The sequence below is a fragment of the Sphaerisporangium album genome, from assembly GCF_003323745.1.
Taxonomy (GTDB): Bacteria; Actinomycetota; Actinomycetes; order Streptosporangiales; family Streptosporangiaceae; genus Sphaerisporangium; species Sphaerisporangium album.
Genome location: NZ_QOIL01000027.1, coordinates 1 through 18,577, shown reverse-complemented (window position 1 = coordinate 18,577; position 18,577 = coordinate 1). Strand labels below are relative to the sequence as shown.

At 70.4% G+C, this 18,577-nt stretch carries 16 protein-coding genes; 13 read left to right on the top strand and 3 right to left on the bottom strand.

What is annotated here, in order from left to right; translation table 11 throughout:
* Positions 1-105 precede the first annotated feature (105 nt).
* The 3 genes from DQ384_RS34670 (at position 106) to DQ384_RS34660 (ending at position 2,817) form a co-directional block, all read left to right on the top strand.
* The gene (locus DQ384_RS34670; RefSeq protein WP_147268993.1) at positions 106-597 is read left to right on the top strand and encodes a hypothetical protein; all 492 of its coding nucleotides are present in this window, start codon (positions 106-108) and stop codon (positions 595-597) included.
* Positions 587-1,810 (top strand): hypothetical protein, encoded by a 1,224-nt coding sequence (locus DQ384_RS34665; RefSeq protein WP_147268992.1) that lies wholly within the window; start codon positions 587-589, stop codon positions 1,808-1,810. Before DQ384_RS34670 ends, DQ384_RS34665 begins: the two co-directional genes overlap by 11 nt.
* A gap of 110 nt (positions 1,811-1,920) precedes the next feature.
* Positions 1,921-2,817, top strand: a complete 897-nt coding sequence (locus DQ384_RS34660; protein ID WP_114033110.1) for a hypothetical protein — start codon at positions 1,921-1,923, stop codon at positions 2,815-2,817.
* A gap of 105 nt (positions 2,818-2,922) precedes the next feature.
* On the opposite strand, the gene tatA is transcribed toward DQ384_RS34660, so the two are convergent.
* Positions 2,923-3,141, bottom strand: a complete 219-nt coding sequence (gene tatA, locus DQ384_RS34655; RefSeq protein WP_114033109.1) for a Sec-independent protein translocase subunit TatA — start codon at positions 3,139-3,141, stop codon at positions 2,923-2,925.
* Between the two features lie 199 nt (positions 3,142-3,340).
* On the opposite strand from tatA, the gene DQ384_RS34650 reads away from it, so the two are divergent.
* A complete protein-coding gene (locus DQ384_RS34650) occupies positions 3,341-3,529 on the top strand; it encodes a hypothetical protein (protein ID WP_114033108.1) in 189 nt (62 codons plus the stop codon).
* Between the two features lie 67 nt (positions 3,530-3,596).
* Here the strand turns inward: DQ384_RS34650 and DQ384_RS34645 are convergent, their stop codons facing one another.
* Positions 3,597-4,376: a maleylpyruvate isomerase family mycothiol-dependent enzyme gene (locus tag DQ384_RS34645; protein WP_114033107.1), complete on the bottom strand. Its 780-nt coding sequence runs from the start codon at positions 4,374-4,376 to the stop codon at positions 3,597-3,599.
* Positions 4,377-4,720: 344 nt separating this feature from the next.
* Between DQ384_RS34645 and DQ384_RS34640 the strand changes: the two genes are divergently transcribed.
* The 9 genes from DQ384_RS34640 (at position 4,721) to DQ384_RS34600 (ending at position 18,004) form a co-directional block, all read left to right on the top strand.
* Entirely contained in the window at positions 4,721-6,694 is a 1,974-nt protein-coding gene (locus DQ384_RS34640) for a glycosyl hydrolase family 18 protein (RefSeq protein ID WP_114033106.1), read from the top strand.
* A 177-nt stretch (positions 6,695-6,871) separates the two neighbouring features.
* Positions 6,872-9,250 (top strand): Tex family protein, encoded by a 2,379-nt coding sequence (locus DQ384_RS34635; protein ID WP_114033105.1) that lies wholly within the window; start codon positions 6,872-6,874, stop codon positions 9,248-9,250.
* 280 nt (positions 9,251-9,530) lie between these two features.
* Positions 9,531-9,869: a hypothetical protein gene (locus tag DQ384_RS34630; protein ID WP_114033104.1), complete on the top strand. Its 339-nt coding sequence runs from the start codon at positions 9,531-9,533 to the stop codon at positions 9,867-9,869.
* A gap of 89 nt (positions 9,870-9,958) precedes the next feature.
* Positions 9,959-10,639, top strand: coding sequence for an ABC transporter ATP-binding protein (locus DQ384_RS34625; protein WP_245966992.1), 681 nt, complete (start codon positions 9,959-9,961; stop codon positions 10,637-10,639).
* Complete coding sequence (locus tag DQ384_RS34620) at positions 10,636-12,867, top strand: permease (RefSeq protein WP_147268991.1); 2,232 nt, start codon at positions 10,636-10,638, stop codon at positions 12,865-12,867. The genes DQ384_RS34625 and DQ384_RS34620 overlap by 4 nt, the downstream gene beginning before the upstream one ends.
* A 42-nt stretch (positions 12,868-12,909) precedes the next feature.
* Positions 12,910-14,874, top strand: coding sequence for an acyltransferase family protein (locus DQ384_RS34615; protein WP_181871576.1), 1,965 nt, complete (start codon positions 12,910-12,912; stop codon positions 14,872-14,874).
* A gap of 192 nt (positions 14,875-15,066) precedes the next feature.
* Positions 15,067-15,558: a hypothetical protein gene (locus DQ384_RS34610; RefSeq protein WP_114033100.1), complete on the top strand. Its 492-nt coding sequence runs from the start codon at positions 15,067-15,069 to the stop codon at positions 15,556-15,558.
* Positions 15,555-16,802 carry an MAB_1171c family putative transporter gene (locus DQ384_RS34605; RefSeq protein WP_114033099.1) on the top strand — a complete coding sequence of 416 codons (1,248 nt, stop codon included), beginning with the start codon at positions 15,555-15,557 and terminating at the stop codon, positions 16,800-16,802. Before DQ384_RS34610 ends, DQ384_RS34605 begins: the two co-directional genes overlap by 4 nt.
* On the top strand, positions 16,799-18,004 hold the full coding sequence (locus DQ384_RS34600; RefSeq protein ID WP_220183292.1) for a cytochrome P450 family protein: 1,206 nt from the start codon (positions 16,799-16,801) through the stop codon (positions 18,002-18,004). The genes DQ384_RS34605 and DQ384_RS34600 overlap by 4 nt, the downstream gene beginning before the upstream one ends.
* Positions 18,005-18,037: 33 nt before the next feature.
* Here DQ384_RS34600 and DQ384_RS34595 read toward each other — a convergent pair whose 3' ends face one another.
* Positions 18,038-18,343, bottom strand: a complete 306-nt coding sequence (locus DQ384_RS34595) for a helix-turn-helix domain-containing protein (RefSeq protein ID WP_181871575.1) — start codon at positions 18,341-18,343, stop codon at positions 18,038-18,040.
* Positions 18,344-18,577: the final 234 nt, after the last annotated feature.

Genomic DNA, 18,577 nt, shown 5'->3' with positions numbered 1-18,577 from the left:
GTTTACAAATCTCTAGAAAAGCGCCATCCGGCGGGAGCATACTAGCCTGGCAAAGAACCGATCAGTCGTCAGTGGGGAACGCGTCGCACGAGAAGGAGTAACGCGATGGACCCCGCTCTGGCAGGTCTCGCAGGCACAGCAGGAGCCGCGCTCGTCCAGGCGATGACGAGAGACACCTGGGACATCGCCAAGGCCCGGCTGGCCACGATATTCAGCCGTCACCGCCACGACGGCGACCAGGACATCACCGGGCAACTGGAGATCACCGAAGAGCGTCTGCGGACGACGCCCGGCTCGCTCGAACCGGCCGTCGCCGAAGAGCGGCAGCGCTGGGCGGCGATCCTGACCGACTTCCTGGGCCGGCATGGCGAGGCGGCCCCCGAGCTGCGGGAGTTCGTCCGTGAGGTACGGCAGCTCGCGGCCCGCGACAGCTTCACCGTGGTCCAGCGGATCACCGCCCGCCGCGACGCCTACACCGCCGGCCGAGACCAGCACATCACCTCGCACCCCCACCAGCGCCCCGACCCGCATGCGATCCGCCGGGTGGACCGGCGGGCGGATGGGCACGGGGAGTCGGGGGCGCGCGATGAAGGTTGACCGCAGGCGGGCGCGGGCACGGGAGCGGACGGAGCAGCGGGTGGTGGCGCGGCGGGACGCGTTCACGGCGGCGCGGGATCTTTCGGTGAACCTCACACGGGACGTTTCGGTGAACCTCACCCGCGATCTCTCGGTGAACCTCATGCCGGAGCGGTCCCTCTCCGTGGCGGAGCGCCCGGCCGGGATGGAGGGCGGCTACCGGCGGGAGAGGCCCGTCTTCATCCAGTACGTCAACCCGGAGATCCTCGCCTGCTACGGGAAGGACGTCGTCGCGGACGACGCGGCCCCCGTGCTGGAGCAGGCGCTGACCGCGACGCGCCTGGCCGTTCTGCTCACCGATTCGTACCTTCTCTTCCCATCGTCCTACATCTTCGAGGTGCCGTGGTTCGGCGTTCTCCTCGCGCATATGGAACCGCTCGTCCGCCAGGGCCTCATGCGCCATACGTCGCCCACCCCGGAGTTGACCGCGTATCGCGACAGAAAAGCGCGCGAGTTCCGCCAGGACGCGCGAAATCCGTACGCCTCCACGCGGCCGATCCACGTTCACCCGGATCTCCGCTGGCACCCCAGATTCGGTGACCCGATCGCCCCCGTAATCGCCGAACAGTGGAAAAAGGAACTCGGCCCCGGCGGCGAGCTGACCGGGCTCGCGCACACGGTGGCGCGGGCCTGGGACCGCCCGTACGAGCGGGTGGCCCACATCATGGCCGCCTCCCCCAAGCGGCTGGAAGGCCAGGCGTTCGTCAGGCGGTTCGTCGAGCGCACGCTGCCCGCGCCGGTCCCGAGCCAGGCGCGCAACCGCCTCGCGCAGTTCCTGTCGGCGGCCTATCTGCGCTGTTACCTGCACGACCTGGACACGGCGATCCTCACCGACCTTCCCCTCGGTCCGCTGTCCTGCGGGCTCCACGGCTCCGCGAACGGCACGCGAGGACGGCTGCTCTCGTACCGCCGTCTCGACCTCGCGCTGCGCTGGATGCGGGTGGACGGGTTCGTGCACCACAAGGCCTCCTGGAAGGAACTGGTCCGCCTGAGATCCCGGCCGGAGTTCGGCGTCATCGCGTCGATGCTGTACGGGAGCGGCTCGGCGGACGCGTTCAGGCTCGCGGTCGTCCGCGCCGGCGGCTCACGGCGCTTCAGCCCCGCGCAGACCTGCGGGGACGCGCTGTCCAACGTGGCGGCGGTGGCGGACCACCTGGCACGGACCGCCTGCTGACCCTCACGCCCCTCACCTTCGGCAGTCCGGACGAGTACCGGCATGCCCAGAAAGCCCAGATGGCCCGACGAGTCCGGGCACGCCCGACAAGGGACATATTGGAGGACCAAGTGATCGTCGACGCCGGCGACAGCACCGCCGAGCTGATCGAGGCCGGGACCGGCGCGTCCCGGCTGTACGTGGTGCACAACCGGGCGCTCGAACGGCTGCTGTTCGACCGGAACCTCGTCGGCGCGGGCTTCCGCCGCGCCTGCCTGGAATCGAGCCGCCGTTTCATCGCCCACCTCGGCGACGAGTACGAGCCCGACCGCACGGCCGAGCTGATGATCCTCAGCAAGGGCCTGCTCTACCAGCTCGGCGACGCCGTCGTCCAGCAGAGCGGCCACAACCTGCCGGTGAACCTCATCGCCACCTCCCGCGTGGCGGTGTCCCCCGCCTCGGCCCGCGTCGAGGTGTCCTACGCGCAGATCGAGGCGCCCGCCGACACCCTGCTCGTCGGGGACACCGTCGCCTCCGGCGCCACGATCGTCGCCGCCGTCGGCCGCTACCTGGAGGCGCACCCGCTCCAGCGCCTGTACGTCCTGTCGTACGCCGGCGCCCTGCGCGGCGCGGAGCGGATCGCCGCCTTCTGCGCCAGGCGCGGGATCCGGGCGACGTTCCTGTACGGCCTGGCGGCCTTCGGGCTCGGGCTGAACGGATTCGACCTGTCCTTCCTGCACCCGGACACCGTCACCAGGAAGGCGTACGCCGACCGGGCGGCCCGGCAGTTCTCCGGGAAGGCCGTCTCGGCGGTCGGGTGGGACTTCGGCGCACAGGCGATGTCGCCGCGCAAGTACCGGCATCTGTGCTGGGTGGAGGCGGAGGTGTGGGGCCTGCACGGCAGCGACTGCCTGGCGGTGGCGGAGGAGCCGGAGAACTGGGCCGAGCTCTCCCACGAGCGCGCCGCGTACGCCGACGCCCTGGGCCCCGACTGGCGGCGTCTCCCCCACCGCCCCGGCCCCGCCTGACGACCGGTCGTGCTCGCGCGCGGCGGGACGCGGACCGCCGGCGAGGACGACGGCGGCCGACCGGCCGGCGATCAAACAGGCGGACTTCGGCGAACGCGAGGGCCGTCAGGTCCCGGGCGGCGTCCGGGACCGCCCCTCGCCGGCTCCCGGGTCGGCCGGGCGCGCGGGAACCGCCTCGTCGTCGTCCAACTTGCGGACCTCACTGTGGAAGATCCGCAGAGAGCGCCCGATCGACCGGGCCGCCTCCGGCAGGCGATTGGCGCCGAACAGGAGCATGAACACCGCCGCGACGATCAGCCAGTGCCATACGGAGAGCTCCCCCATCGCGATTGCCTCCCCGTTGCCGACAATGCCTTTCTCCCTATAACCGCAGCTTACGGCGTGCCTCGGCCGCCCTGGGTCTCGCACTGCCCGCAGGTCCGCCCTCATAAGGAAGGGAGCGGTTCCAAGGGGTTCGCACCGGACGCACGATTGCTGCGTGATGACCGGCTGGCCACAATGGTCTGAGGTGAGGAGGCACAAGATGGCCGAGGAAAGCCATTCGGAGACGTTCACCACCGAGGAGTACGCCTACCTGCGGTTCGTCAGGTTCGGCAGCCTCCCGGAGCGTGTCCTGCCCAGCGAGATGGTCGAGGAGGTCGAGACCGACCGGCCGCACGAGATCCCGGAGCTGCCGCTGGACGTCCGCCCGTGGTCCGCGCAGCGCATCTGAACGTCCGCCCATGACACCCGGGACCCGAGGAGGAGGCGGGCGCCATCACGCCGAGGACAGGCACGCGCTAGATCGGGGTCGCCTCCAGCCAGCGGGCCAGCAGGTCGCGGTCGCCGAAGACCTCGAACCGATCGCCGGCGGGCGCCAGACGGCCGTAGGCGAGCAGCAGCAGATCGCCCGCGGCCCCGCGCACGGCGACGTCGCCCCTGCCGTGCCCATGCGTCCAGGTGAACCCCTCCGGGCCCAGGGTGACCATCCACTCACCGTCCTCGGCGTCGGTGGCGTGGAAGTGGAGGGTGCGCCCGGCGTCGTCCAGCGCGGCCAGCCGCTCGGCCACGCCCGGGGAGCCGGCCAGGTTGGCGAGCAGCTCGTCCACCCCGTCCGCCGCCACGTCCGCGTCGAAGCGCGGCTCGCCGCCGAGGGCGATCTCGGCGTCGGCCCGGTGGACGGCCACCTCGTGCAGCATGCGCCGCGCCCAGAACCGGGCGTTCCCCCCGGGGGCCCAGGTCCACACCGCGTCGCCGGGTTCGGCGGCGCGCAGCGTGGCCGCGAGCGTCCGCGCCCCGTCCGCCAGCCAGTCCGGGTAGCCGTCCACGTCGCCGGGGAGCGTGACGGGCACCTCCCGGGGGCTGATCCTCTGCTGGACGCGCTCGCGCACGATGTGCTCGGCCCACCGCTGGATCAGGCCGACGTGTTTGACCAGCTTGGCGATGGTCCAGCCCGGGCAGGTGGGCACCGGCGCGTCCGGCCCCGCCTTCCGTGCCGCCTCGGCGAGCCGGTCGGTCTCCGCCTCGACGGCCGCCCGGTACCGCTCGTACGTCTCACGACCCTGGCTGTCCGTGTTCATGACTCCAGAGCGTAACCCCGGCGATCGGCCGCGGACCAGCGGGGCGCTCCCGCGCGAGGCCCAGGGCGAGTCCGATGCCCGCAAAACATTGACGGCGCAAGCGCCTCCGGGTAGGTTTCCAGCTAATTAAAAGGAAAGCTTCCTAAAAGTAAGGGCTTCAGTCCGAGGTAGGAAGGTCGCTCCATGCCGCGATCACCGCCGACTTCCCCTCCAGCTCCCCCAGTCGCCTCGGTAACACCCGGCGACAGGCCGACGCTGCGCCCCCCTTCGGTGGCGCGCCGGCACCGCGTTTACGTCCAGCTCGACCCCCCATTTCACTCCGCCTGATGGACGTGGAGCACCATATGAGACTCAAGTTCGTGAAAGTCATGATCGCGGCGGGGGCGATGGTCCTGCCGCTCGGCACGGCAGTGGCCCTCGGCCCCAGCGCGTCCGCCACGGCGACCGTGTCCAGCAAAGTCGCGATGGCGGCGGCCTGGGCTCCGAACACGGCCTACACCGCGGGCACCATCGTCACGTACAACGGCGTGGACTACCGGTGCGTCCAGAGCCACACCTCGCTCGTGGGCTGGGAGCCGCCGAACGTGCCCGCGCTGTGGACCCCCGTGGGCGGTGGCGGCGGCGACACCACCGCGCCGAGCGTTCCCGGCAACCTGCGCTCCACGGCGACGACCTCCTCCAGCGTCTCGCTGGCGTGGAACGCCTCCACCGACAACGTGGGCGTCACCGGCTACAACGTCTACCGCGGCACCACCCTGGTCACGACCGCGACCGGCACCAGCTACACCGACGGCGGCCTCACGGCGAACACCGCGTACTCCTACACCGTGCGCGCCCGCGACGCGGCCGGCAACCTCTCGGCCGTCAGCAACACGCTGAACGTCACCACCCAGCCCGGCGGAGGCGGCGGCGACACCACCGCGCCGAGCGTGCCCGGCAACCTGCGCTCCACGGGGACGACCTCCTCCAGCGTCTCGCTGGCCTGGAACGCCTCCACCGACAACGTGGGCGTCACCGGCTACAACGTCTACCGCGGCACCACCCTGGTCACCACGGCGAGCGGCACGAGCTACACCGACGCCGGCCTGTCGGCGAGCACGGCGTACTCCTACACGGTGCGGGCGCGCGACGCGGCCGGCAACCTCTCGGGCGTCAGCAACACGCTCAACGTGACCACCCAGCCCGGCGGGGGCGGCGGTGGCGGCAACAAGCTGCTCGGCTACTTCGCCCAGTGGGGCGTCTACCAGCGCGCCTACCACGTCAAGAACATCGACACGAGCGGCTCGGCCGCCAAGCTCGGCTACATCAACTACGCCTTCGGCAACGTGACCAACGGCCAGTGCACCATCGGCGACAGCTACGCCGACTACGACCGCGCCTACAGCGCGGCCGAGAGCGTGGACGGCGTGGCCGACACCTGGGACGCCGGCGCCCTGCGCGGCAGCTTCAACCAGCTCCGCAAGCTCAAGGCCAAGTACCCGAACATCAAGGTCCTCTGGTCGTTCGGCGGCTGGACCTGGTCGGGCGGCTTCGGCCAGGCGGCGGCCAACCCGACCGCCTTCGCGAACTCCTGCTACAACCTGGTCGAGGACCCGCGCTGGGCGGACGTCTTCGACGGCATCGACATCGACTGGGAGTACCCGAACGCCTGCGGCCTCACCTGTGACACCAGCGGGGCGGCCTCGTTCAAGAACCTGATGCAGGCGCTGCGCAACCGCTTCGGCGCGAACTACCTGGTCACCGCCGCGATCACGGCCGACGGCTCCAACGGCGGAAAGATCGACGCGGCCGACTACGGCGGCGCGGCACAATACCTCAACTGGTACAACGTGATGACCTACGACTACTTCGGCGCCTGGGCGGCGCAGGGCCCGACCGCGCCGCACTCGCCCCTCACCCCCTACTCCGGCATCCCGCAGCAGGGCTTCTCGTCCGACGAGGCGATCCAGAAGCTGAAGTCCAAGGGCGTCCCGGCCAGCAAGCTGCTGCTCGGCATCGGCTTCTACGGCCGCGGCTGGACCGGCGTGAGCCAGGCCGCCCCCGGCGGCACCGCGACCGGCGCGGCCCCCGGCACCTACGAGGCGGGCATCGAGGACTACAAGGTCCTCAAGACCCGCTGCCCGTCCAACGGCACCATCGCCGGCACCGCGTACGCCTTCTGCGGTAACCAGTGGTGGAGCTACGACACCCCGGCCACGATCGCCGGAAAGATGGGCTACGCCAAGAACCAGGGTCTCGGCGGCTCCTTCTTCTGGGAGCTGAGCGGCGACACCACCAACGGCGAGCTGATCACCGCGATGAAGAACGGCCTGGGCTAGCCCCGGGCTCGGAGGGGAGCCGCGCGCGGGGCGCGGCTCCCTTTCGCGTTCCCGTAGTCGCCCGGCGGCAGCGGCCGAGGGCGAACCGAGCCCTGCTCGGCCCGGCGGGGCGCGACAATCGAGGGACGGGGCGTGCACAATCTTCCCCGGACCTCGAACCGAAGGCGGACCAAGACCGTGACGATCTCCATTCATCAGCGGATCGCCGAGGAACTCGGCGTGCGTGAGCGGCAGGTGCGGGCGGCCGTCGAGCTGCTCGACGGCGGCGCGACCGTGCCGTTCATCGCCCGCTACCGCAAGGAAGCGACCGAGATGCTCGACGACGCGCAGTTGCGCACGCTCGAGGAGCGGTTGCGCTACCTGCGGGAGCTGGAGGAGCGGCGCGCGGCGATCCTGGAGTCGATCCGTTCCCAGGGCAAGCTGGACGACGCGCTCGAAGCGCAGATCATGGCGGCCGACTCCAAGGCCCGGCTTGAGGACATCTACCTGCCCTTCAAGCCCAAGCGCCGCACCAAGGCGCAGATCGCCCGCGAGGCGGGGCTGGAGCCGCTGGCCGACCTGCTCCTGTCCGACCCGTCCAACGACCCGCAGCGGACGGCCGCGCAGTACGTCGACGCCGACAAGGGCGTGGCCGACGCCGCCGCGGCGCTGGAGGGCGCGCGGGCCATCCTGATCGAGCGCTTCGCCGAGGACGCCGACCTGATCGGGCCGCTGCGCGAGCAGATGTGGACGCGCGGACGCCTCGTGGCGAAGGTCAGGGAGGACAAGCAGGAGGCCGGGGCCAAGTTCTCCGACTACTTCGACTTCGCCGAGCCCTTCACCAAGCTTCCCTCGCACCGCGTGCTCGCGATGTTCCGGGGCGAGAAGGAGGAGGTGCTCACCCTCACCCTGGAGCCCGAGGAGGCTCCCGCCGAGGACGGTCCGAGCTCCTACGAGGTGCGCATCGCCCGCCACTTCGGCGTCGCCGACCGCGGGCGGCCGGCCGACCGCTGGCTGCTGGACACCGTGCGCTGGGCGTGGCGCACGCGGGTGCTCGTCCACCTGGGCATCGACCTGCGCATGCGCCTGTGGCAGGCGGCCGAGGACGAGGCCGTGCGCGTGTTCGCCGCCAACCTGCGTGACCTCCTGCTGGCCGCGCCCGCGGGCACCCGTCCGACCATGGGCCTGGACCCGGGCCTGCGCACGGGCGTGAAGGTCGCGGTCGTGGACGCCACCGGCAAGGTGGTCGCCACCGAGACGATCTACCCGCACGAGCCGAGGCGGCGCTGGGACGAGTCGATCGCGACGCTGGCCCGGCTGGCCGGGGAGCACGGCGTCGAGCTGATCGCCATCGGCAACGGCACCGCGTCCCGCGAGACCGACAAGCTCGCGGGCGATCTCATCAAGCGCCACCCCGAGCTCAAGCTCACCAAGATCGTGGTGTCGGAGGCCGGGGCCTCGGTCTACTCCGCCTCGCCGTACGCCTCGCAGGAGCTGCCCGGCCTGGACGTGTCGCTGCGCGGCGCGGTGTCGATCGCGCGCCGCCTCCAGGACCCGCTGGCCGAGCTGGTCAAGATCGACCCCAAGTCGATCGGCGTCGGCCAGTACCAGCACGACCTCGCCGAGACCAAGCTGTCGCGCTCGCTGGACGCGGTGGTCGAGGACTGCGTGAACGCGGTCGGCGTGGACGTGAACACGGCCTCGGCTCCGCTGCTGACCCGCGTGTCCGGCATCGGCTCGGGCCTGGCCGAGAACATCGTGCTGCACCGCGACACCAACGGCCCGTTCCGTTCGCGGCGCGCGCTGAAGGACGTCGCCCGGCTCGGGCCGAAGGCGTTCGAGCAGTGCGCGGGCTTCCTGCGCATCCCGGGCGGGGACGACCCGCTGGACGCCTCCAGCGTGCACCCCGAGTCCTACCCCGTGGTGCGGCGCATCCTCGACGCGACCAGCGGCGACCTCAAGACGCTGATCGGCAACACCGCAGTGCTGCGCACGCTCGAACCCGCCCGGTTCGCCGACGACACCTTCGGCCTGCCGACGGTCACCGACATCCTCAAGGAGCTGGAGAAGCCGGGACGCGACCCGCGGCCCGCCTTCAAGGCGGCGACGTTCAAGGAGGGCGTCGAAAAGCTCTCCGACCTGTCGCCGGGCATGCTGCTGGAGGGCGTGGTCACCAACGTCGCCGCGTTCGGGGCGTTCGTGGACATCGGCGTGCACCAGGACGGGCTCGTGCACGTGTCGGCCATGTCCAGAAATTTCGTGAAAGACCCTCGCGAGGTGGTCAAGCCCGGCGACATCGTCCGCGTGAAGGTGCTCGACGTCGACATCCCGCGCAAGCGCATCTCGCTCACGCTGCGCCTCGACGACGAGACCCCGGCCCGCTCCGGCGGCGGCCAAGGCGCGCAGGACGGCTCCGGCGGCCGCGACCGCAACCGCAGCGGTGGCGGCGGTGGCGGTGGCGGCAAGAAGCCCGACCGCCGCGGCGGCGGCCAGCCGCGACAGGACCGCGCCCCCGCCCCCGGCGGCGCCCTCGCCGAAGCCCTCCGCAAGGCCGGCCTCGACAAGGGCCTCAAGTAACCACATCCCGCGCACCACGCGGTACGCCTGGAGATCAGCGACCGACAGGCTCCACGGAAACCGATTCTGCCCGCGCATATTCGCGTCTCATCGGGTACATGGCGGAAACGCCGATCGCGTGAGCCGGGCGGCACGTCGAACGAGCCGCCCGGCCATGCCGCATGAATGCGCGAACCATACGAAGTGAATGCGCGCGGGCGAAATCATCTCTTTCAGCAGACATGGTCACCGGAAGGCCCTTCACCTCTCGGGCCATGCACAGCCAGAAGGAGACACCCAGATGAGTCGACGCAGGATCGCCGTCGTCGCAGGCGGTCTACTGGCCGCCGCTGCCCTGCTCCCGGTCTCCGGGGCGTACGCTGCCTATGCCCAGATCTCCGGGAAGGTGACCGGCTGGACCCACGACAGCCACACGAAGATCAGCGTCAGGAACGAGCACAACGACAACGACGTTTACGGCAACTACTTCCGCACCAGCAGCGAGAACCAGTTGAACATCAACAACACGCATTCCGCCGGGACCGTGGTGACCAGCGCCGCCGGCTCGAGCATCACGCGTATCCGCGTGGGCGTCAGCAGGACCGGACCGGACGAGCTCAGCGCCTGGTCTTATAACTAGACCGACCGGCCGATATGAAAAGGTCCGGCTGGAGGGCACCTCTTCGGGTGTCCGCAAAACCCGCTCGCATATCTCTGGGAGAAAACATCTTGGTCGCGGAAGACCCTGGGGCCTTACGGATCGAGGGACTACGGCACTCGGCAGGCGGGCGACTGGTCCTGGACGGGGTCGACCTGACCGTTCCCCGCGGGGAGTCGGTGGCCGTCACCGGGCCGAGCGGGAGTGGCAAGACCACCTTGCTCATGAGCGTCCTCGGTCTTGTCAAGCCGGACCAGGGTGCCGTCTGGGTGGCCGGGCGGGACATCACCCGCATGCGCGGACGCGCCCTCGCGGCACATCGCCGGGCCAATCTCGGCGTGGTGTTCCAGTTCGGAGAGCTACTGCCGGAGCTGTCGCCGGTCGAGAACGTCGCCCTGGCCGCGCTGCTGGCCGGCCAGGACCACAAGCGTGCCTATGCCTCCGCCGAGGATCTTCTCCGTGGCCTGGGCGTGCCCGCCGACGAGACGCCGACCGGCATGTTGTCAGGCGGCGAACGCCAGCGGACCGCCGTGGCGCGAGCGTTGATCACCGAGCCGGCCGTGCTGCTGGCCGACGAGCCGACCGGCTCGCTCGACCGCGCCGCCCGCGACTCGGTGGCCGACCTGCTGTTCTCGCTGCCGGCGCGGCACGGCTGCGTCCTGGTGGTGGTGACGCACGATCCGGCCGTGGCCGATCGCGCCGACCGCACGCTGCGGCTGGACATGGGACATCTGGCGGAGGCCCTCGCATGACCCGCGCCCGGCCGGCTTCCGGGCGCCGGGAGAGCCGGTTGTGGGTCCAGCTCCTGCGTATGGGCCGATCCGCGCGTGAGCGTTCGCCGGGAAACAGGCTTCGCTTCTTCTCGCTGATCCTCGCGGCCGCCATGGCGACCCTGACGGCGACGGCCCTCCTCGCGGTGACCGCGGTCTACCACGGCCGCGACGAACGGAACGCGCACCGCAACCCGCGCTACACCGAGGGACACGAAGCCGTCGCGATGCTGTTGTTGCAGGGCGACGCCGTCGGAGACCTCACCCACGAGGTGTCGATGCTCGTGCCCCTCGACGCCTCCGCCCCTCCTCCGCCTGGCATCCCCCGCTGGCCGGAACCCGGGGAGGCCTTCCTGTCCCCGGAGTTGCTCCGGCTCGGCGCCGGCGAGCAGATCAAGGAACGCTACGGGCGGTACGCCGGCCTCATCGCCCCGGAAGGGCTGGGCTCGGTGAACGAACGCTACGCCTACGTCCGACCGCCAGGCGTCGATCCCCCGCGAGGCAACCGCTGGACCAAGATCACCGGATTCGGCACCGGCCGGCCGGGAGCGCTCGGCGAGGTCCTCGACGTGGCGCCGCTCTCGCAGTTCCTGATGGTGCTGCTCGTCGTGGCGGGAGGCCCCGCGGCGGTCCTGGTCGTGGTGGCCGCCCGGTGCGGTTCGGCCGGCCGGGACCGGCGCAACGCGTTGCTGACCGCCCTCGGCGGTGGTTGGAGACATCGGGCGATGTTCACGGTGGGCGAGGCGGTGATGCCCGTCGCGGTGGGCACGGCCGCCGGAGTCCTGCCGCTCGCGGCTCTCATGATCGGGGACACCAGGCTGCCGATCACCGGATACCTCGTGGGGGCCGAGGACATGCGCTCGGCGGCCTGGGCGATCCCTCTGGCGGCCGTGGCCTCCTTCACGCTGGTCCTTGGCGCCGTTCTCGCGCTCCACCGGGCGGATCGCAGTGGCAGAGCCACCCGCCCCAGGGTCTTCGCCCGTCCGATCCCCCGATGGCGCCTCGTCGTGTGCGGGCTGGGGCTGCTCCTCGTGGCGGCCAGTCCTTACTGGACGGGCCTGACCAGATTCTTCCTGTACATGGCGGGGTCGGTGCTGCTGTGGGCCACGGTGCCCTCGGTGGCCGCCGTCGTCATCCGCCGCCTCGGCGCCGGGCTCGCCAGGCTCGGACGGCTACGGGGGTGGGCCGCCGCGCTCATCGCGGGCCGATGGATCACCGCCCGCCCCGGCGTGGTGGTGCGGCTGTCGGTCGCCATCGTCATCGGCCTGGGGTTGATCACGCAGGTCCAGGTGTGGACGAGTTGGCTGGGTTCCATGGGCATGGACGCCAGGATCGCCCAGGCCCGTCTCGGGGACAGTGTGCTCTTCGTGAGGGCGGCGACCCTGACCGAGCAGAATGTGCGGTGGTTCACCGCCGCTCTCCCGTCCGGGTATGAGGTCGTGGCCCTCGATCCGTCGCGGCCGCCTGCGTCACGGCCGGAGGCGGAAGGCCTGCCGCCCGAGGCGCTGCCCCAGGAGCTACGGGCACCGTGCCCGGTGCTGCGGCGACTGGGGCTGACCTGCTCCACGTCATCCACGCCCATGTCCGGGACGACCGGTGACGTCCGGCTGGACGAACTGGAACGGTGGGCGGGCAACGGAAAGCCGCTGCGGGTCCGTTCCGGCCCTGTCGCCACTACAGGCGAGCGTCCGGAGCGGCTGGTGGTCCTGGCCGATTCGGGAGACCGAGGACAGGGCGCGGTGAAGAGGGCCGCGTACGCGACCCTGGAACGCCCGCACGTCGAACGTCCGGGCCAGGGGTGGCTGATGGGCGCGAACAACACCGCCTCGTACGGCGACTGGACGGTCCTGTTCGCCACAGCGGGCCTGGCCATCCTGCTGCTGGCCGTCATGATCAGCTCGGCCGCCGAGTTCCTGATCTTCGGTGCCGAGCTCGCGCCGCTGGCCGTTCAGACCGACCGCCGCGGCGTGTTCGTCCTGCTCGGGCTGTGGAACCTGTCCATGCCCCTCGTACTCGTCACGGTCGTCGGCGCGCTGGTGGCCGTCTGGCAGGGACAGTTCTTCATCTCCCTGACCCAGAGCGGGTCGTTCTCCTGGCCGATCCTGCTCTCCACCGCGACGAGTGCCGGGTCCTTCGCGGTTCTCACCGGGCTGCTCGGGGGCCTCAGCGCCTCTCGTACGGCGATGCGCTGGCGGCCGCGCGCCGACTGAGCCTCACCGATCGCCCGGACACGACCGGAAAGGAGCAGCGGGGTGCCCGAGAGGGACCACGTGGCCGCGCACGAACGGATCGCGGCGCTGGAAGGCGTGCGCGCCCTCGCGATCACCGCCGTGTTCGTCTACCACCTGGGAGCGCCGTGGTTGCCCGGCGGGTTCCTCGGGGTGGACGTCTTCTTCGTCCTCTCCGGGTTCCTCATCACCCGGCTACTGCTCAGGGAGTCGAGCGGCACGGGTCGCGTCGATCTCGCGGGGTTCTGGCTCCGCCGCGCCCGGCGGCTGCTGCCCGCCGTGCTCGCGCTGCTCGCGGTGATCGCCGTCTACGCCGCCACCCGGCCCGCGGACCAGAAGTTGCCGCTGCGCCAGGACCTCGTGTCATCGCTGTTCTACGTGGCCAACTGGCAGTTCGTCGCGGAGGGACGCTCGTATTTCAGCGAGTTCCAGGCGCCGTCCCCCCTACGGCATCTCTGGTCGCTGGCGATCGAGGAACAGTTCTATCTGGTGTTCCCGGTTCTCGTGGTGGCGGCCCTCGCCGTGATCCGGCGCTTCCGGCGCCGGGGAAGGCTCTTGGTGGCCGTCACGGTGATCATCGCCTTCGCGGGCTCGGTGGCGTCCCTGGGCTTCCTGTACGAGGAGTCCGACCCGTCCCGCGCTTACTACAGCACGCACACCCGCCTGCATGAGCTCCTCTCCGGCGTCGGGCTCGCGGTGCTCATACCGGTCCTCGCGAAGCGGGGCGCGGCGCTCGCCCGTCCGCTCGCCTATGGCGGTCTCGCGGCCCTGGTCGTGCTGTTCGCGCTGGTCGACGACCGAGGGCCGGTCTACTACCACGGCGGATCCCTCGCGGTCTCCGTCGCCTCGGCCGCCTTGGTCGGCGGCCTGGCGCTGAGGCCGGATTCGGGCGTGGTCGCACGCCTCATGTCCAGCCGCCCCGCCGTGGCGGCGGGCACCACCTCCTACAGCTTGTACCTGTGGCACTGGCCGGTGATCGCCATCCTCACGCCGGAGAGCATCGGCGTTTCGGGCCCGTTCCTGGTCGGCGTCCACGTGGCCGTCTCGGTCGTCCTCAGCGTCCTTTCGTACAAGTTCGTCGAGACGCCGGTCCGGCGCGGTTCGATCAAGGGGTTCCGGCTCGGTGCCGCGCGCGTGTTCCCGATCGCGGGGGCGGCCCTCATCGCTCTTTCGGCCGCGGCGTTCTCCGGCACCTCGGACGCGAAGCCCGAACCCGACTACGTCAGGCAGAGCGAGGGCCTCATCGTCCCCCGAGGGGCGGATCCGCGCCGCCCGGTGATCGGCCTGGTCGGTGACTCGATCGCGGCGAGCCTCCAGCGAGCGCTGGCGGAGGAGGCCCGCGCGTACGGCCACACCCTGGTCTCCGCGGCGCGGCCCGGCTGCGGCATCGGGTCGTCCTTGTTGCTCGACGAGACCGGGCACCCGTTCGCCCGCGCGGCGACCTGCGCCGAGCGCACTCCGCGGCTCCAGGACGAACTGGTCCGCCGGTATCACCCCCGGGTGGTGCTGTGGCACAGCGCCCGGGACCGGACCGACGCACGGGTGGACGGCCGCATTCTCAAGGCTGGTTCGGCGGAGTGGACACGGCACCGGTACGCCGACTGGGACGCCGCTCTGGGACGGCTGGTCCGGGAGGGGGCGCGCGTGATGCTCCTGCTTCCCGCGTGGAGCGCCAGCGGATCCGGCGGTTCGTCCTGTGGTGGGGAGTTCAACCTCGACCCCGCGGGGTGCGGGCGGGCCTTCGTGACGACCGAACACCTGCGGCGCCTTTATACGGACTGGGCCCAAAAGAATTCGAATTATGTCACTGTAATGGACCTTGGGCGTCAGGTGTGCCCATCCGGGCCCCCGTGTCCCGATAAGGTGGGTAATATATCAATACGTGATGACGACGTGCATTTCAGCAGCTCAGGAGCACACCTGGTCGCTCCTCACATCGTCCGCGCCGCACTGACGGCCCTTGACCGGGCGAAAGGCTCGCCTCGATGACGCAGTAAGCCGCCTTCGGCTACTCCCACATGATAATGTAATAAGGAGCAATCAGCCGAAACCCACCCATATCCATGTTTGGTGTTACTGTGCTCATTAAGTGGGACACATACCGGTCTGGCGGCGATGGGTGACATCCCTTTCCGGGAAGCGGGCGCCAGGGGCCGGCGGTTACGCCGCCGGTTGAGCCGGATGGTCGCGGACCTCGACCTGCCGAAGCCGTTCGACGTGGGCGAATTCTGCGAGCGGCTCTCCGAGAAGCGAGGCCGGCGCATCGTGCTGGTGCCCAAGGACCTGCCGCCGCACAGCCCGTGCGGCCTGTGCGTCTCCACTCACGACACCGACTACGTCTTCTACCAGGCCGCGACGAGCGGACCACACCGATTGCAGATAATCCTCCACGAAATCGGTCACCTCCTGTGCGGCCACGGCACGGAAACCGTCATGGACGAGGCGACCTCGCGCGCCCTGGTGCCCGACCTCGATCCCGAAATGGTACGGCGCATGCTGGCTCGGACGTACTACGCGAAAGAGGAAGAGGCCGAGGCGGAGACGATCGCGACCCTCATCTTCACCGAGATCGGAGACTACGCGCACGATCGCACGTGGACGGTTCCCGATGACGCCACCGACGTGGTGAAACGGATCATCAAGTCCCTCGACGGAGGCGACGAGGCCATATGAGCAGCCTGAACGACGTGCTCTACCCGCTGGCCGCCATCGTGGTGGCGGCGGCGTTCCTCTGGCAGGTGACACGCGTGATCACCTCACAGCGCGATCCGGGCGCGATCGCGATGTGCGTGTCGTTCGGATGCCTCGCGGCCGTGTTCACGGTGTCGGTGCCCGTCGTCTGGGTCGGCGTGGACCGGCTTCTCGGAGTGGCCCAGATCGCCGGCCTGCTGGCGCAGAGCCTGGTCATCCTCTTCACGGCCGCGCAGCAGGCCATGCTCGTCCTGTGGTCCAATCCTCCGGCCCGTGCTTGGCGCACGATGCGGAGACGCCTGGCCGGCGTGGGGGTGGTGCTGCTGATCATGGCGGCCCTGTTCGCCGTCACCCCACGGGGCGGCGACCACAGCAGGGACTTCGCCGTTCACTTCGCGGGAATCCCCACGTACGCGGTGTATCTGATCTTCTACCTGACGGCGTTCACGGTGACGAAGATCGACGTCATCCGCATGGCCCTGCGCTACGCCCCGCTGTCGGGAAAGGTGTGGCTGCGCCGGGGACTGAGGCTCATGGCGGTGGGCTCGGCGCTCGGACTGGTGTACTCGGCCGTCAGGGCCGCCGACGTCATCGGCCCCCTCCTGGGCGCCGACCCACGACGCTGGGAGTTCCTCGCGCAGGTGAGCACCAGCATGGGCGCGATCATCGAGGTTCTCGGCCTGACGCTCGTCCCGCGAGGAGGACCCCAGCTCTCTCTGGCCCATGACTGGTGGCGTCAACGACGCCAGTACCGGCGGCTGCGTCCCTTGTGGTTCTCTCTCTACCAGGCGAGCCCTGACATCGCGCTCGAAGCTCCGCCTTCACCGCTGGCGGAGAGGTTCATCCTGCGCGACATCCGCTACCTGCTGACCCGCCGGGTGATCGAGATTCGCGACGGCGCCCTGACCCTGCGCGGCTACCGCGATCCGCGCGTCGAGGCCGCGGCACTCGCCCGGGCGAGCGAACTCGGCCTGAAAGGGGAGGACCTCTCCGCGGCGGTGGAGGCGGCCGCACTCGCCGCCGCGCTGCGGGCGAGAGATTCGGACGGCGAGCCCGTCCCATCCGGCCAGGGAACGGCGGACGCGGGAAAGGACACCGACATGTCGCTGGAAATAGCCTGGCTCGTCAAGGTCGCCCGCGCGTTCGCGGGCGACCCGGTCGTGGCCCAGGCGCGGGCCGGCGAGCTCATGGAACGTCTGCCGGAGACGGGGAACAAGGCCCGATGAGCGAGCAGGCCGAGGTGATCGGCACGTTCTCACTGACCAACGATCCGCGATTCATGGCCGATCCGTACCCCGCCTACGCCCTGTGGTCGCAGGCGGGCCCGGTGCTGCGGACAACGACCCCGGACGGCGCGGCGGTGTGGCTGGTGACGCGCCACGCCGACGTGCGGGCGGCGCTGAACGACCCTCGTCTCTCCCTGAACAGGGCGAGCGCCCGCGGCGGATACACGGGATTCGCCCTTCCACCGGTTCTGGACGCCAACCTGCTCAACATGGACCCTCCCGACCACACGCGCGTCCGCCGTCTGGTGGCCAAGGCGTTCACCGCGCGGCGCGTCGAGGCGCTGCGGCCCCGGATCCAGGCGTTCGCCGACGGCCTGCTGGACGTCGTCGCTTCCGGGAACGAGGCCGACCTCATGGCGGCTCTCGCCGTGCCCCTGCCGCTCCTGGTGATCGGCGAGCTCTTCGGAGTACCGGCCGCGGGCCTGGAGGACTTCCGGCGCTGGACGACGACGCTCGTCGCCCCCGACCCCGGGCAGCCGGAGCAGGCGAAGGTCGCCGTCGCGAACATGGCCCGCTTTCTCCAGGACCTGGTCGCGAGCAAGCGCGCGGCGCCCGGCGACGACCTGCTGTCCGCCATGATCGCGGCGCGGGACGAGGACGACCGGCTCGGCGAGGAGGAGCTGGTCTCCCTCGCCTTCCTGATCCTCTGGGCGGGATACGAGGCCACGGTGCATCTCATCGGCAACGGCATGCTCATGCTGCTCCGCGAGCCGGAACATCTCGCGGCCCTGCGCGGCGACCCGGAGCTGCTGCCGCCCTTCGTCGAGGAGGTGTCCCGCTTCATGACCCCCACGCCGTACGCGATCCGGCGTTTCCCTCTGCAGGACGTGGAGATCGGCGGCACGGTGATCCCGGCGGGCCAGACCGTCCTGCTCTCCCTCGCCTGCGCCAACCGCGACCCGGCCGTCCACCGCGATCCCGGCGCCTTCACCCCCGCACGGGAAGGCGACGGGCACCTGGCGTTCGGGCGCGGCATCCACCACTGTCTCGGGGCTCCGCTCGCCCGCGCGGAGGCACAGATCGCGATCGGCGCTCTCGTACGCCGGTTCCCTGATCTGGCGCTCGCCGCACCCGTCGACGAGCTCTCATGGCAGGCGTCGTTCCGAAGTCACGGACTCCTGCGGCTGCCCGTCACCTTCTGATTCCTCGCGACGCCTGTTGTCCGGGAGGGTCACTCATTCGGGGGGGGAGGGGTCGTCTGGGGAGGAGATGCCTTCCACCAAGCGAAGGTGGTCGATCATCGCGGACAGGGCGTCGAGACCTCCGGTGGAGAGACCCGACACCCGCAGGGCGACCCGCTGTACGTTGAGGTCCCGCATCGCGGTCATCAATTTCAGCTGACGGTCGACTCGCACGGTCACCGCGTCGTCGACGAAGTAGGTCGTCGGCACGCCGAAGAAGTCCGCCAGCGCTTCGAGGTGCTTCAGCGTGGGATTGTCACGCTTGCCTCTGCGCAATTGCCAGATATAGGTGTGGGACATCGTCACCCCGTGGGCGGATCGCGCGATGCCCTGCTCAACCTCTTTATAGGTGTACTCGCGCGACTCGGCAGGTCGGACGGTCTCAAAGAGATAGTCGAGTTTGTCGGCTAGTGCTGTGACCGGAAACGATCACCGGGTTGGGTCTTGGTCAGGCGGCGGGTGACAGGGGTCGGCCGCCCCAGCGGATGCGTTTCTCGCTGCGGATGCGGGCGCGTTCTCGGCGCTGAGCGGCCA